At 55.8% G+C, this 17898-nt stretch carries 1 protein-coding gene; it reads right to left on the minus strand.

The genetic code is table 11. The features are described from left to right. Positions 1–190: 190 nt before the first annotated feature. Positions 191–17074 (minus strand): tandem-95 repeat protein, encoded by a 16884-nt coding sequence (locus SH573x_RS11490; RefSeq protein WP_479355129.1) that lies wholly within the window; start codon positions 17072–17074, stop codon positions 191–193. Positions 17075–17898: the final 824 nt, after the last annotated feature.

Raw genomic sequence — 17898 nt, forward strand, 5'->3', positions numbered from 1 at the left:
TTACCATGCGAGTTACCTTTACGGTTTCCAGTTCCAACGTATTAGATCGTAGGATGATTCGTCTTGGGGTGATCAGGTAGCTCGTGGTGAGCTACCCGACCTATTTGTTATATCTTTTTGATGAGTTTTGCCATCATTTTGGGAAAAGGTGGTACAACTGCCACCCCTTCGCGGGGGCAACTTGGCCGCCTTATCGAGCTCGCGGCATCAAGTCTGCCAAGAGACTCTCCAAAGCCTCGTCATTGGTAGACGACTGCGTGGTCGGTTGAGCGTCTGCCCAATTTCCCATAGCAAATTCGCCCTCGCCATCGAGTTCGTCAACCAAGTCGATCAGGCCCAATTCCACAGCTTGTTCAAGCGTAAACACCTGAGTCTGTGGCACCGACTGGACCGAGAGAATCTGATTCTCCGAGGTCCGCGAGACGCTGTATTGGAACGCCGAGCAAGCTGCCAAGGCGTCCATGTTAACATCTGAACCTTCGCCTTCGCCACCGATGGTCGTGTTCAAGCGGTTGATAACGAGCAGAGCGTCGATCGGCGAGATCTGATTGTCCCCGTTAACGTCCATGTACGGCGGAGGCGTTGGCACACCGCTGACCGGTCCGCTTCCACTGGTATTGATGCGGTTAATAATTAGCAACGCGTCAATTGGCGTGACAAAGCTGTCCACGTTCACGTCGAACTGATTGACCGGGTTCTGATGCGGTGGAGCCAAGGCGGCACCGACCACAATGGTCACGGTCGTCTCAACACTTTGTGCCTGGCCGTCCGAAGCGCGATAGGTGAACGTATCGGTCGTGCGCGTCGATCCGGTGTGACGGTAAGTGAATGTGCCATCGGTGTTCATTGTGACCAAACCGAAGTTCGGCTGACGAACTACCGATGCGGTCAGCGTACCATTTTCCAGATCCGAATCGTTGGCCAGGACACCATTGTCGGTCGCAATCGAGTTGGTACCGCGTGGGTCAGTCGTAACCAACGTTCCACCCAGCGGAACCGTGTAATTGTCGGCAACAGTCGTAGGTGCATCGTTGACCGGATTGACCGTCAGCACAAAACTGTCAGTCACCGCCAGGCCAGTGCCGTCGGTGGCTCGCACCGTAATCTGCGACACGCCAAACTGGTTAGCGACCAGCGTCAACCGAATACCGGTACCGTCGATCGTGGGCGTTACCAGCAGTGCATTGGAGTTGGATACCAGCGTCAGCGTTAGCGTATCGCCATTACCCAGGTCCGGATCGAAGAAGTAAGTCGGGCTGAGAGCAATGCTCCGCGGTGCTTCGTCTTCGTTCATCGAAGTATCGGGCAGAGCTGTGACCAGCCGTGGTGGATCGTTGATCGGCCGCACGTTCAAGGTCAACGTGCTGACAATGGAGGCGCCAGCCAAATCCGTAGCGCGAACTTGGACCAGAGCTTGACCGTTGCGGTCGGCTCCCAGCGGCAACGTCAGGATGTTGCCGGTGATCGTAGGTGTCACCAGCGTAGGATTGCTGTTGCCACCCGGGGCGACCGAGTAGGTCAGCGTGTCACCACTGGTGATCACATCCGGATCGGAGAAGATCGTCGTCAGGTCGATCGACAGTGCCGCCGAATCTTCATCAACCGTGCGCGATCCAATTTCTTGTGCCACTCGCGGTTGGTCGGGACGATTGTTCACTGTGACCGTGACCGTACCGATCGAAGTCTTCGGATCGGGTTGGTTGCCGCTCAGGCCATTGTCTTGAACGTTATAGAAGAACGTGTCCGTACCAGCGAAATCGGCCGGTGGCGTGTAGGTCACCGTGTTGCCAACCAGCGTCACCGTACCGCCAGCAGTACTGGTGGGATTGACGCTAGTAACTTGCAGCAGCTGACCCGATTCATTGCTTGGTCCGGGCGAATCATTGGCGAGCAAGGTAGTCGTACTGATCGTGCCTGCAGTATCTTCATTGACAGAGAGCGTATCAGGTCCGGCTGTCGGTGCATCGTTGCGATCTTGAACCGTGATCGTTACCGTTGCCGTAGAAGACAGTGGAGCAGCTACACCGGCAGTCGTACCGTTATCGGTAATCGTGTAAGTGAATGTATCTGTGCCACTGAAGTTGGCTGGAGGACTATAGGTGATCTGTCCAGCAACCAGCGATACCGATCCACCACTGGAACTCAGGGGCGAGACAGCTGTGATGGTCAGGACCTGTGCATCTTCATTGGCCGGACCCTTGAGGTCGTTAGCCAGCAGAGTTGCCGCAGGAATCACTTGCACTTCATCTTCGGGACTAACGACCGTGTCGTTGACGGCCGCCGGGGCGTCATTGACTTCGCGAATGTTGAAGGTCACCGTGCCGATGTTGTTGCTGACCAGAACTCCATCGCTGACGCGATAGGTCATTGTCAGCGGGCCGTTGAAGTCAGCTGCTGGTTGCAGAGTGAATAAACCGTTGTCGCCAATCAGCGTAACTTGAGGCGGTACACTCACCGGAATGATCGTAAACGGTCCGCCATCGGGATCGACATCGTTGGCGGCAATACCGTCATCGATGCGGAAACCTGGTGTCAGCGTGCCACTGACATCGGAGGTAGTCAACGTGCCGTCTTCATTGATCGCATAGGTGTCATCGATAGCGGTCGGCGGTGTGCCGGGCACAATCGTAACCTTGTAATCTTCGACTTCGCCGTCGGTAGCCAAACCAGTCGGCAACAATCCACCGACGCTGCTCGAACGGAAGCGTGCGTACGAAGTAGTCGGAGCCGAAGGCACAGGCGTGTTAGCAGGAATGGTTACTTCGAAGCTGCGGGTCAGTTGATCGGCAGCAAATTCAACCGAAGTCAGAACTTGCTCACCTGGATCATCCCAATCGCCGTCGCTGTTGAAGTCAATCCAGCCATCGACAAAGCCGGGGCTGTTCATCGTTACCGTCACCGTGGTGAAGATATGGCGGTTGAACAGACCAAGTGGATTGAGAGTCGAACCAAAGCTGACGCCATCATCGCCCGTGTCGCTGTCAGCACCCGGAACAGGAGTGGCATCGATATCGGCATCAACTGAGGAGCCTAGTATGGCTACGTCACCACTGATAGCGTGACGAGCACCGTCGTTAATGTGGCGCACTGGGTAGCGACCTGGTGTGGTGCTGACCGGATCTGGTGCATCACCGTAATCCAATTCAACACCCGGCATCAAAATCGTGAAAGCCGTTTCGTTGTTGATTCGGTTGGGCTTGAGGTCATTGCCGCCCAGGTCCGAGATTCCACGCAGGAAGTAGTTGTCGATTTCCGAGCTGATCGCTACGGCGTTTTCGACAAACAGCGTATCTCCGCCGCGATCTTTGGATTCGAGCGTCGTGTCGGCCGAAGCGTTGATCGCTGCGATGATGGCTTTCTTCAGCTGAGCTGAATCAAAGCTGCGATCTTGGATAAACGTTACCGGCTTGGCACCGCCTGGCACACCCGTGCGGCGCAAGCTGGGCGAGTTGCTGCTGTCGATCGTGAACCGCGGCGTATCGTTCAGCTGCAGAGTTCCATCAGCCAGCACCGAAGTCGTCAGACCGAGGGTCGTGCCTTCGATCACCGCCTTCATCGTCGCCACTACCGTTTCAGGAGTGCTGTTGTTGCGGAAGAAGATTGGAGTGCGACCAGCAGTGAAGTTATTTCCCAGATCGACATTGTCGAATTCAAAGGTTATCGAAGTCGTACCGTTGTTTATCGTGAAGTGTTCGCCATCGCTGACTACGCCGCGACTGGTGGTCATGCCGGTCGAGCCAACCAGAACCTGGTTGCTTTCCAGAATGCCCATGTCGATACGGCCATTGTTCAGCACAACTGGGTTCAGATTTAATCCAGCCGATAGGACAGCGGCCGCAATCGCATTGGCCAGTTCTGTGGCGGTGTTGGTCGTCGTGTACCGCACCAACACATTGCCAGGTTGGGATGGACCGATGAAGTTGCTATCGAACTCAAAGACGATCGTGCGACCATTGTTGCTGATCGTAAAGACACGTCCGTCGGTAATGTCGACACCACCTCGCGTGGGCACTTGCAGTATCAGCGGTCCGAAGACTTGCAGTTGCGTGTTGGTTTGCACGCCTGGTGCACCGAACAGTCCCAGCACTGGCGACAGCGAGACATCGATCGAATGATTTTCGCCACCCTTGACCGAGATGTTTCCATCGCCGACGTGTACCGGGGTCAATCCCAAACCTGCACTGGCGATCGCCGAAGCAACGCGTGAACCGATTTCATCTTGGGTTTCGCTAAGCGAGACCGAGATGGCGATGTTGCCATTGGCGACGTTCACATCACGAGTGAACTCGAAAGTCTGAGTGTTCGTGCCATCGGAAATGGTGAAGGTTTGACCGTCGGCCAGCGTACGAGCCACACCCAGGATAACCAGTCGAGTTGTGTCCGGTACAGTCACCGTACCATCGGACGTCAGGCCCAAGTGAACCAAGTCCGTGGACACTAGCGATGGGTTGATGGTCAGCGGGCTAGCTGCCAAGGCATCACGAGTGATGCGAGCCAGGTCCGAGACGCTGCTGGCGGCCGCGAAATTGATCGCGGTGTTACCGGCTAGAACCGAAGCATTGTTGTCGTATTCGAAGGTAATCGTGCGTCGACCATCGCTGATCGTAAAGGTCTGGCCGTCAGTGATGCCACCTGGACGTGGTCCCAGGTCAGGAATCTTTAGGGACAGGGTTTGCGATGGTTGGTCCATGGCGGTGAAGTTGGTATTCACACGCACATTGGTCTCAGCGCCCAAGAACACGCGTCCACCGGGCAGGATGCGAGGCGTCACTAGGAGAGCACTGCTACTGATCGCATTAGCTACCGCTTGAGCGATCTGGATCTGAGTGCTGCCGAGTGTAAAAGGAATCGCGACGTTACCGGCCAGTGTATTACCGTTACGATCGAACTCGAAGGTGACCGTGCGGACACTGTCGGTGACGATGATGCGATCCCCGTCAGCGATACCGCCTGAAGCACCACCGGCCAGTGGAGCTTGCAGGGTCAGGCCCTGTGGGACTTGCAGGCGATACCCACTATCGAATTCATAAACCACTACGCCGCCGTTGGAATCGGTGACCGAGAAGGTATCACCATCGGCAACCTGATTTCCACTAGGTGCCGAGATCACAAAGCGGTCTTTGTTATTGAGCGAAATTTCGTAAACGCGATCGTTCTTCCAGACACCTGCCAGAGGCGTCAGAATGATCTCGTCGCGAGTTGCGTTGTAGGCAAACGTGTAGTCGATGCCTTCAATCAGCAGTCGCCCGTCTTCGAACATGACCACGGATGCACCGGTCAAACGCTTCTCGGGCAAGACGGAGTTCACGACCGTGTTGTCGTCGATGCCGACACCGCGAAGCGGGTTGGTTGGTTCGTTGCCATCGGCCAGTTGAATGCGAAACTCTGGATAGACTCCGCCAGATAGTTGCACAACCGATACGGACGAATCGCTATCGACTCCCAAAGCATCATTGTCAATCGGATCTAGCAGCAATGCGGCTGGGCCAGCGAAGTCGGCACGATCAAAGGCACCGCGATCCTTGAATACGTTTTGACCTTGAGCGGCAGGTGAGGCCACATCAGGATCGTCGACGCGGAGCTGGCCCACCAGGTCAAGGCTCGGGGCTTTGATTGGCGAGACCGAGATGCCCATCACGCTCTTGACTGCAGCCAGGGCCGGACGCTCTGGCAGCGAATCAACGGCGCTGTCGATAATCGGCGAGTTCGGTGCCGGCAGGTATTGGCTAGCCTGCGCGTTGACGAACAACTTAACTCCACTAGGCACGGTCGTATTGAAGTCCAGGCTCGTGTTAGGCACGTTCGTTGGACCGCTTTCGATGCCTGTTTGGAAGCGATTGCGGGCGACACCTGGTTCGAAGTACTGGAAGGTCGAACCACCCAGCACTACTTCACCTGGCTTGGTGGGCGCGTTCGGATTGTTCGAGCCATACGGTGCTGGGCCGCCGGTCAGTGGGAAGAATCGCGATTCTTCGTTGATAACCGGTGTCTGCAGATTGAAGAACACGTTGTTTAGAATCGTGGGGCTGGCACCGCGCGAGGCCAATATACCGGTTTCTGGTAAAACCTGGTCTAGGTTGTTATTAGCGTTGGCATCTGGGTCGACGATGATCGATCCATTGCTGACAATGAACGCAGCGTTGCTGATTTGAACGAACTTCTCATTGGTTCCGTCGGCACGCGAAAGATGCGAAGCGGCGCGAGTAATATCACGATCATGTCCCAGGCCCATATGCGAAAGGTTGGTTGTGATGGTGAATGGTTTGCCGTTGAAATTATAGGATCGGGAGGTCAGGAAACCGTCATTACGACGTGTGAAGACCTGAAGGCCCTGATTGACTTCGCGGAACTTGCCGCCGATCTGGCGTTCGATTTCGCGATAGCTGAGAGCATTGGTGCCCTTTTCATCAACTACCGAGAACTGGTCCAGCACCAGTGCCAGGTCACCAGTGATGTCGTTCATGTCCGCATCAATCACCGTGGATATACCGCCCAGTGCCTTGGCAATCACCGGTGGCAATGGATTGGCAAGTCCGAAATGTCCGTTGTCCAGGTTCTGCACATTGGTGACAGCCGGACCATCGTTGACACCTTCGTTGATGGCCTTGGCAATCGCACGAGCTACATCGGGGAAAAACCAAGTATTGACCAACAGGATTGGCACATTGCCAGGTGTCACCGCGCCGGTGAAGGTGAATTCGAAAGTTCGACCGGCACCGGGGGTGCCATTGATGTCGGGCACGCCAAAAATCGTAAATGTTTCGCCACCGGCGTAAGCACTGGCATTTTCTGCGGTAATCGTAAACTTCTGCGGATGCCGTACCGACAGCGACAACGAATAATTGCCGGTGGTCGTACCGTTCCTGCGATTTGCCAGCGATAGTGGATCGTATTCTGTGTTGCCCACGGAGCTGACCACGGCGTAGTACACGCCTTGGGCTGTAGCCGTGAAGTCGATGAATGGGTCGACGCCTAGAGTTTCACCGGGTGCTGCATCATTGTCGCTGCTGGTGGTCAGTTCCCCACGCGAGTTGGTAAACTGTTGCAGTTCACCACGGCTGTTGTAGATCTGCAGTACGGAGTTGAGTGTCCCGCCGGTAATCGTGTCGACATCCACGATGACGCGATCGCCTACACCCATCTCGAACTGGTACATGTCGATGTCTTGCGACGGGTTGCGAGCCATGGCTGGATTGTCGCCGATGGCTGCCGTCGTGGTGTACTGGAGTGGATTGTGCGAGGTACCTTGCCAGGTTTCAGTGGCAGTTGAGATCGTATCGTTCGATTCGACAGGTGCTAGTGCGCCATCCAAGCTCGCCCGTCCGTCGGTGCCCACGATTGTGTTGTTCACTAGTCGCGCTTGAGGCTGGGGCGTTTGACCTAAGTCTAGCTGGCGAATGATGAACGGATTGCTAAATCCAATCGAGTTCAAATACTGGACGTTGGTCGGGCCTTCCAAGTACAAGGCTGGACGGTTGTAGTAGTTCGGATAGCCAGCGGATACAAAAGTCGGTGCCAGTAGGTCTGGACCTTCCAGGCTTTGTCCGACGGTGGCTACTAATTGCTGCGTCGTACCGTTGCCGACAAACATGCTGCCCAGGAGCGAATCTCGCAGGGCCATCATGGTTTCCAAGCCCGTGGTCGCAAACGCGGTTAGGTCGGTGCCACTCAATCGCTGATAGAAACTGCCGCCTTCATCACGGTACCAGGCGATGGAGCTGGATAGACCGAAACCATCACCCTCTTCGACGCCGCTTCCCCAAACCGGAGCGGCAGTGCTGGCGCCCGCTAGATCTTCGAACTCGAAATTGAGTCGAGTACGATCCATATCGATTGCCAGGATATCGCCATCGTCCACGTAGTAACCGAAGTGTGAACCGTTCGTGTTGGGTGTAGTATCCGGATCAGTCGGAGGTATCAACTGTGGCGTCACCATCCAAATTGGGTTCTCACCTTGAACGTGGATACCGCCCAGACCACCTTCTTCCAAAACGTTATTCTGAATCACAATACCAGGCACCAAACCACCGATGACGCTGTCATTGGGATCCAGCAGATTGCGGACGGCTTGAGTGCCAACCAGGTTAGGCTTGGCTTGCATAATCAACGACTCAATGAAGTCTGGAGTATCGCGATCGTCAGACAAACGTCGAGCTGGCTGAGACCAGATGCCATAATCGCGCGAGTCGCGAATGAAGCTATTTTGAATGATGACCTGGCCCTGGTCACGAGCGACGTTTTTGTCGCTGGAACCTGCTTGGGCCTTCACGATCACAGCCGAACCGGGCAGCGTGGCCTGCAGAACACGCACCGAGGCGTTGCCAAACAGATTGATGCGATTGTCGCGACCGGCGGTACCAGTATCGATGCCGCCCGAGGTAGCTGCGCGAACATTCAATCGCGACTGAACACTCGGATTGTTGATCGCATCACGGACCTTTTGGGCCACCATGAAAGCTGTGTCGGTGGCCAAGAATCGCACGGGAACATTGCCCAGACCAACCGATGCATCTGTCGAGAACTCGAACACAATGCGATTGCCGCCATCGCTGATTTCGAACTGATCGCCATCGGTCAGTACGCTGCCAGCAGGCACAGTCAAGGTAAGTTGTTCGGCCAGGCGATCATTGGTATCAATCGTCTGGGTCAGCGTCGGTGCACCGAAGGTGTTCGATTCGAAGAACGTTTCTGCCAGGCGGACTTCGAACTGGTAGGAACCTGTCGTGACCACGGTGCTGGCTACAGCCACAGCCGCGTAGGTCGAGTTTGGTTCACGCGAATTGAAGCGCGAGCCATCGGCCAGGATCATCGTAACTTCGCCCACGGTACCAGTGGTCGGATCGTTGTCGCGCGTGCGGAATTCCACTCGCAGACCCGGCTGACCAGCCCACTGACGCAGACTGAGCTGTTGGTCAAGCTGCGGCGAACCTCGCGTCAACCGAGTTTCGCCCAACTGAACGTCGTCATTGCTCGTCGCAATTCGAACTGGAAAACCACCTTGAGGGATCACGAAAACGTCGAGGTCCCCTTCGAGAATTTCATAGTCGAAAATGATCGAAGGATCTTCGGAGAACAGGTAGGTCTCGAGCGAGAAAGTTCGAGTTGGGCGGACCAGGTTGGGCGACAAACTAAATGCGTTGGTCAACGTCGGTTCGTCACCAGCCCCGATTTGTTCGCCACGTTCAGCAAAGCCGATCACGATGTTATCGATCGTGGTGGTACCGGCAGCATTGCGGAACACCAGGCTCAATCCTTCTTCACCTGCAAAGGCACCCAACGACATCTTGGTCGAGTTGGTGCCGTTGAAGAGATTAGCACTTGGGAATACGGTGGTACCGATTCGCGTTTCAGTGTTATTCGAGCGACGCACAAAGACTTCGAACGTACCGACGTTGGAGTAATCCAGATAGATACTGGGCAGATCGGCAGCGGTGTAACCCGCTAGAGAAAAGGTGGCCGAGACCAACTCGCCACTGGCACCGATCGTGGTGCTTGGCAAGAAGTTCTGCACTACTGGTGGCTCGGCAGTGGTTACGCCCGGAACGTAGTCCTGATCCACAATGCGTCGAATCGAACTGATGGGTTTGACATCGAACGGGTTGAGAATCTTGGTACGCGGTTGATACGCGGCCGACGAGACACCGATCAAGTAAGTGCCTTCGGGCAATGCGATGGGACCGATGTATGCGTCTTTGGTGCCCAGCGAACCGCGCGACAAGTCTTGCACATCGGTAACGGTCAGCGGTTTGCGTTGATCATCAGCGATGTTGCTCGAATCGCCCGAATAGACCAAGCGATACTGAGTGCCGAAGCGTGAGAACTCTTCTTGGAAGATGTTGATCGATGTGTCGGGCCGGTTCATGCCATCGGCATAATCCATGTCGAAGACAACTGGTACATAGCTGCCGAACATGCTGCCGACCAGATCTTCTTGACTGATGGTCATGCGGAAGAAGTCGACATCCGATCGTGAACTGAGCGTACCACCGACGCTGATCGCGCCTTTGGCCGTCTCCAAGATATTGCCGATGTACTGTGGGCGACTACCAACTTGGACCTGGCCGACCGAGGTGCCGTTGTTGGCATTGAACTGACCTGTGCCCACGCTTTCATCTTCTTGAGCTTCGCCGATCAGCGGCGAAGTTCCAGGCAGACCGATGAGATTTACGCCGTTCATGGCGTAACGAATGTCAGCGAAGTCGATCGTCGACCCAGCAAATTCTTGTTGCTCGCGCAGTCGGACTTGTACTTGATATACGCCCTTGGTCAGACCAGCATCGATGGCGTTAATGTCAGCGCTGGCACTTCGAATTCGGAAGTAGAACGTGCTGCGGGTGCTGAGAGCACCTGGCAGACGCACACGCATGCCTGGGTCCTTGGCATTGGTGGTGCCATCTTCTTTGACCAGTCCACTGGAGGTGGTTCGCACACCATCGACGCGAACCGGCATGCGATTGACGTTGCTGGCCGCGATAAGCGCGGTGGTTACTAGTTTCGATGGATCAGCCGTTTCTTCCGTGCTGTTGTCGCTACGAGCCAGCAAGGATCCGTTGGCATCGAGCAGTTCCAGAACCAAATCGCTATCGTGTTCGGTGAAGTCGACGTCCAACCAAATTTCCGTACCGGCTTCAGCGGTGAAGCTATAAACGTCAACGTCTTCGCGTTGGCTCAATACGCCTTCGACATTGAAGCCGAGTCGCAAAGTTTCGCTGCTGGCCGATGGACTTGCCGCCAGGTCTCCCAACACTTGAGCGCTCAGTGCCGAGCCGTTGGGTCCCGGGGCCGCAGCTGTAGGACTTTCCGTTTCCAGTACCGGTGCGACGTTGCGATCGTTGGAATCTTGATCGAGCAACAAACCACGCCAATCGGCGGCTTGGGGAATCGAACCGATACCATCGTTGTTGGTATCGGTTTGTGGTGAACCATCAGGTTCCAGACCAGCGCCCACGGTATCGTCGCGAAGGCTGGTCAAGATAACTGGGAAGCCAGGCTGACCGAGCACATGCAGAGCACCGCCCACGCGATTATTGCCCGAGGTCAACTGACCGCTGGCTGTGATGCCGGCGCCCAAGTTGCGATTGAAGTTCGAGCCGTATCCGTAGAACTTGACCACTAGCGATTCATTGGCCGCGCTCTGCAACCGTAAGTTGCCTTCGTGCTGCACATTTTCAATGAAGATGCCGTCGAATAGAACGTGCACAATATCGGTGTCGTCCCAAACGCTGGCGGTTGTTAGCGTGTCGCCACGAATTTCCAGACCATTCAAGTCGTTATTGGACAGCCGATTATTGCGAATCAGCGGACCGCGGTTGCTGTCATAGGAAATCGAACGATCAGCAGCACCGGTTTGTCGTCCCGAATCGCCCATGATCGTTTCGGTCATGCTGTTGGCATCAATATCGATCACACTGCCGTCGTTATCGCGGAAAGTGTTGTTGATGATGATCGGTTGAGCGCCGCGTACAAAAATTGTCGCCTGAGAGTTGCTCAGTCGGCCGAAGCGAGCGCCGGGTCCTTGACCACCAAAGCCATCGGCGTTGTCTTCAAAGATCGAGTTGGCAATGCGAGCTTCAGCTTGTTGAATCTCGATGACATTAAAGGCTCGGAACGTACCGTCCAGCCTGGTAACGCCACCGCCGTAGGAGAAGCGGGCGTGATCCACGCTCAGCGTAGAAGTGGGAGCCATGTAGATGCCGCCCCAATCTCGAGGCGCAGGTCCACTAGCGGTACCGTTATTGTTGGTATCAAAAGTTCCACCGGCCCCCACCAGGTCATCCAACTTGCTGGTGAAGACGATAGGCAAACCATCGGTACCTTCGGCAATAATGTTGGCTCCGAAGGTCGCTTCAATACGAGCTGCTTCCAGCTTGATAACCGTACCGGGATCGATAACCAACGACGCTGTGGCCCGCGGACGTTTGACCGAGAAGGTTTCGATGTCCAGGGCGCCGCCAGCGGTGGTGCCATTGTCCAAGAACTGCGTTACACCCGCGAAGGTGGCGTCAGGCATATCGGCCACGCGCACGTAATTCACGCCATCGGTGCTGCGATACAAACGCCGAGCCACATAACCATTTAAAGTCAGCGGCAGATTCTGCAGCAGAATACTGCCATCAGGTGCCAGCGTAAATGTGTCCGTCGGATTGGATGCCAGACCTTCGCGGCCAGCACCATCGACCATCACGACGCGGTAGGAGTAATCGCCCGCCGGCAGTGTGCCACCGGCGGCGCGCTCCAGCGTCACTCCAACTACATCAGCCCGATCGCGGGCCAAGGTTCCGCCCAGCGCTTTTCCGATATCCAAGTAGGTTGACGTCTGACGATCCAAGGTCGCGACCAACTCGTAAGGTCCCTGACCATTGCTGTTGCTGCGATACAATCGCCGCGCTATGAACTCACCTGTAGCCGACGGCAGACCGGCAATCTGGATGGCGGTTTGACCTGGATTGATCAGTTGAGAAGCCGACGCATTTGATGGAATGCTTTCGTATCCATTGCCATCCATGAAAGTAAGCTTGTAGCTGTAGGTGCCTGGCAACAATGTGCCACCCACACTCGCCGCGGTCGAAATCAATTCTGCTGGAGGGACGGTGCCATCGAGCAGCGCGCCACCGGTCGATCCGCTAACGATCAGGTTTTCAGTGATGATGTGCACGACATCGATATCATCGAATCGACCAGGGACGGTCAATGTGCGAGTGACACCGTCGGCTGGCGTTTCAACGCGAATGAACAGACCGTTCAGTGAGTTGTTGACCAGGCGGTTGTTATGAATCTCTGGGCCGACGCGATCATAATCGCTAGTGAACGCCCCATTGGCTTGATAGAACGGTTCGTTGAAGTTGGTTTCTTCAAAGCTGTTGGGCAATGCGCTCAGCGCGGCATTAGCGGAGAAGCTGATGAAGTTGTTGGTAACCGTTGGTCGCGTATCGAGCATTTCAATCGGATTGACCGACTGCTGAATCGAATCGACGATGACGGTGCCGCCACCATAACGCACGACTGCGTGATTGACATACTGCAGGAAGATACCTTCATCTTCCAAGTCGGTGCGACCGGCCGAACTATCTACGTCACGACGATACGAGATACCTCCCCAGTTACCGCTGGCAGGCGTGGTGCGAGGTGTGTAGGTATCCAGGCCGATTGTTTCATCTTGCCAAGAGGTGAAGTAGACGCTGCCAGGCACTATGGCGCCAGTGGTAGATCGCACAGCGTTACCGGATGCATCCAACAGCAGCGGGGCGCCCAGAACTTGCAGAGCAGAATCCGACCGATCGATGTTCAAGTTCGAGCTGCCCACGCCAATGCGAGCTCGGTTGAGTTTGAAGATCGCGCCGGCATCGACCATAGCCGTTACGCCGCGAGGTACTTCCATGGTTGATCCATCCGAAAGGACGGACCCCGGCAATAGACCGGTACCAATTTCGTAGGCAAAGTTATCGCCGATGGTGGCGATATTACCGTCCACACCACCGTTGCCTACGATGCGCACGATGTCACCGGGCAAGGCCGACGAGAAGGCATTGGCCACTCCGGTCGCGGAGATGTTATTAAATGGTCTGGCCAGGCTGCCATCAGCATTGGGACCAGCCGCTTTATCAACGAAGATCGTCTTGCCAGAAACGTCGATTAGCACCAGAGCTGGATCGATGCGAATCGTACGCTCTCCGCGCAGAGTCAATCGAGCTCCATTGGCCAGCGCGCTAACGCCTAGCTCGCTGCGCGAGACGATAGCCGCAGCCAAGGCATTGGCCAACGTACCGGCAGCATCGCCTGCGGCATATGTGATCGCAATGCGACCAGCCGCAACCGAACCGTTGCTATCGAATTCAAAGTCGCGCGATACGCCATTGCCACCCACGACGGTGATGACTTTGCCTTCGATCGAAGCGTTGGCACCGGCGTTGAAACTAATCAGGCGGTCCAGAGGTCGAGTTTGGAACCAGAAATTATACGTGCCTCCAGGTGCACCATCACCATCACCATCGACACTCACGGCAGGATCGGTCGAACTGGAGATGTCTTGAATCGTGTCCGAGGTATCTACCTGGGCGCGGAAGGTGATCCGCAGCTGGTAATCGCCTTGCGACTTGCCGCCGAAGCCGGTGCCTTGGACCGTGGCATCGTAGTCTTCATTTCCACTGGCCGAGACGCCGATGTAGTACACGCCCGAAGAGAGCGACTGATTGATCAGCGAGTCTCGGCTGAAGTAATCATCGTTTTGAGCCACCAGTGCCATGCCGCCGCCACCCAGCACGATTGGGTTTTGGGTTAGTACGTTGGTGCCGATCTGAGTTGACGGCAGGCCACGAACCAATGAGGCTTTGACCAGCTTGCTAGCAGCGCTCGACTGAGCCAGCGCGACCAAAACGTCCTCGACGGTGCTGATACTGCCGGGGGTCGTGTTCAAATCGATACTGACGGAGTTGGCACCTACGGCAATACCTGGCTTAACACCTGCTCCGCGTCCCGATTGCGTCAGGATGATTTGGAAGTGGTTGCCTTGAGCCCCAGGACGCAACGACTCGAACTTAACCTGTAAGGCATCGCCCGCACCAAAGCTGGTGGTCGCGGTAGCCTGAGTGGCGCGGAACAATTGAAGGTTGGTGTTCAGCGCGCTGCTGTTGGTCAAACGCTCGGCATAGGTTTCAGCAGTAAAGAGCCCCACGCGATCGTCGCCACCAAAGTCGACATCGAAGCGATATAGATCGATATCCGAGCCGTCAGGACGATAGAGATATTGGCCGTGCAGAACGTCTTGATTGCCGGGGAAGATGGGCTCGTACCGCTCATCCGAAGCATTTAACTGCGCATCGTTGGCATTGATCAGGGTGCCGCTGCCGGCCAAGAACTCTGGGGCCAAGCGCATGAGCGTGGACTGAGGCAGGTCGCCAGCGTGTTCCAAGCCCAGCACCATGCCCACGGCAGTGGCCATCGCGCGGAAATAGCTTTCGCCATAGTTATCATTCCACGTATTAGTGGCCGACAGAATGATCAGCGAATTAGCAAACGATGGATCGATGCGCACGCCGAAGTTGGCACCAAACTCATTCTGAACTTGAGTATTTGGCAGCGAGCGTAAACCGGTACCGGAACCGGTTGCAATCGTGATACCCAGATCCGAAGTTTCGACAAATTGTACGCCAACATACTTGGCCCACAGTCCGAGGGCTTCGCGCGTGCGCTGTTTTTGCAGTTCGCTAATTGCATTAACTAGCGGAACATTGAATAAATCGGAGGAGTAAATCGTCCTAAAGTTGTAGTAGATGGTCGTGATGCCATCTGTACTGTCAGCACCAAAGGCTGAGTTGACATGATTTTCGAACGCACCAACTTGATTTTGCGGCAGCACACGATGTCCCGGATCGTCGCTTGCGCCCATCAAGTCCAGCACAAAGCTTTCAGGATCGATCGACGAACCCAGGATCAAGCTGCTTTGCAACTGGTTGGCCGAACCGAGCGTGCCGATGTTGGTGGCGGTATCAAACGAACTGCCCAAGCCCACCAGAGTCAACGGCGAATAAGCCAGACTTCGGTTGCCAACCTGAGTCGCTCCACTGCTGCCAGCTTCCAACGACACAGAAAGCAGCGCCGAGGCTGCGGACGAATTATTGACCAGGGTGACGAATTCCGTGGCGGTCAAAGTCGATCGCCCCATATCGACCGTTACTTTACGACCGGCGGTCGTTACCAGCGGAGTACCACTGCCCGAGTTGATAACTTCGACTTGGACGCCCGAACCTGCTTCGCCCACTTGCCGCGAAGTAAAGCGGAACTTGGCCGCGCCACCAGTATTCAAATCGCTGATGACAGTTGCGGCCGCTTCGCTATAGGTTGGCGAAATCGGAGCCGACTCGCGGGTGCCCACGCGCAAACGGAAAGTCGCAGGCGCATTTCCAGCCAGCGTATTGATGTCGCTGGCGAATTTCAAAGTGGCCGTGTTGGTGGTCGCGTTGTACTTGACGCTGGTTGGCAAGAAATAAACGTCGTCGGTATTGCGGACCGAGTCTTGCGTCAGAATCAGTTGATAGAAGGCAGGATTTTCAGCCGAGCGGGCCGTGGGATTTCCAAACGCATCGTTCTCTACCAACAGTTTGTCGGCGTCGAAGTAGACCACCACCGTGTCGCGTTGTTGTTGCAGACCGCTGGCGGTGCGAATAACCGGTTGTGGTACCACGCCCACAACTTGCGATCCCAAATCCAAGCGGAAATTAACTGTGTTCTGGCGCGTTCCCGAAACACTTGGGATAAACAAATTGCCTGCCTGGCTGCCTTCGCCCACGTTTCGCAAACCGACGATGCCACGCACAGGATCATCAAAGCCGAAGATCTCAATGCGATAGTTATCGTCCGGCAATGCTTCACTGAAGCGGAAGGTGACTTCGTTTTCGTTAGGGCTGGCACCTACCAGCATGGCGCCGGGTTGAACCACCACATCATTGGCTTGGGTCAGCTGGACTGGCGAGTAGTTAGCTGGATTGAGCGAGCCGATAGCAGTGCTGCCCAAACCGCCATCCAGTCTGGCCACCAAGACCGGCGCGGCCGTCGGCGAAAGATTGATGGCATCGACCAACTGCGCGGCCGTAGTGGGCGAAGCAAGGTTCGAGTTGAGCACGACGCTCAACGTTGAACCGCTCAGCGAGAATTGAGGCACGCCACTGGGCCCCAAGTCCTGCTGCGTGAATTGCACCGTCAGCGCTGTGGCTTGGGCTCGGGCAGTCAGTCGAACATTGACCGCTCCACTAGAGCCAAAGTCGGTCGACGCGCTGAACTGACCGAAGGTGCCGTCGTTGCCCGCGCGCGACAGGCGTATGCCCGTCAGCGTAGAGGCATCGATCACCTGCGCGTCATCGAAACGGAATGTCAATTCGCGCGGAGCCACCGAGCGCACCGTACCATCGACCAGCAGGTCACTGTTGTTGGGCTGAATGCCAATCAACTGTGGTCCTACGGCCATCAAGTGCCGGTTCTCGAGCGTCTCCAAAATCATCCGACGCATCAGCTTCCGAGCTACGTCAGTTTTGGATTGCGAAATGGGGGATGCGACGGTGCGGAACTTGCGGTTGGTCATTAACCAGCCCCTAAAAGCGTTGCTGCCTGAAACCGACGACAGGAAAACTCCCCCACAAACGGGTGAGTCTTAGTCCTGGTCTTCGCCCATGGTTGAGCGAACGAGCCCGAAAAATATTGGATGAGACGTGGGAACGGTCCTCAAGGGGTCGCGGCACTCGGCGCACTAACCCACCGTTCGGACGTTGACGGTTGATTATAATTGCGACGATTTTCGATGCAAACTCGCCTGGGGGGTCGGTATGCTAGCCTACCGATCTTTCCTAGGTTTCCAGCTGGATGCGCGTGCGGGATGGCCCTGCTGGGGTGTCACACCGGGGCCACGATTGAGGGTACACACAACCTCATCGGGGGAGTGAACGGAAAAATAATGTCGCTTTGACGCTAGCGATTCTGATAAGTTCCCCATAATCCGCAGGATCATTACCATCTGTCCGACCCGCAAAGAAAAAATATGCGGGAAAATTCCCATGCCTGGCTGTAGAGCGGCTGTCCCCAGCCGCTCAGCACCCGCTAACCTCAGCCTCTTCCGACCAATTGCCGTCGATCGCCGTCGTTTAGCGGGCTAGTTTTCAAGACGCAGAGAGGCGCAGAGGATCGCAGAGAAGACCGGGCCCAAGCCGTAGAGCGGCTGTCCCCAGCCGCTCAGCACCCGCTAAGCCCAGCCTCTTCCGACCAACTGCCGTCGATCGCCGTCGCTTAGCGGGCTAATTTTCAAAACGCAGAGACACAGATGATCGCGGAGAAACCGGGCAAACTTATCGCAGCGCGATTTGCCGGGTGCTGAGCGGCTGGGGACAGCCGCTCTACAACTGCTGAGGACAG

The organism is Rania fehmarnensis, assembly GCF_056494185.1.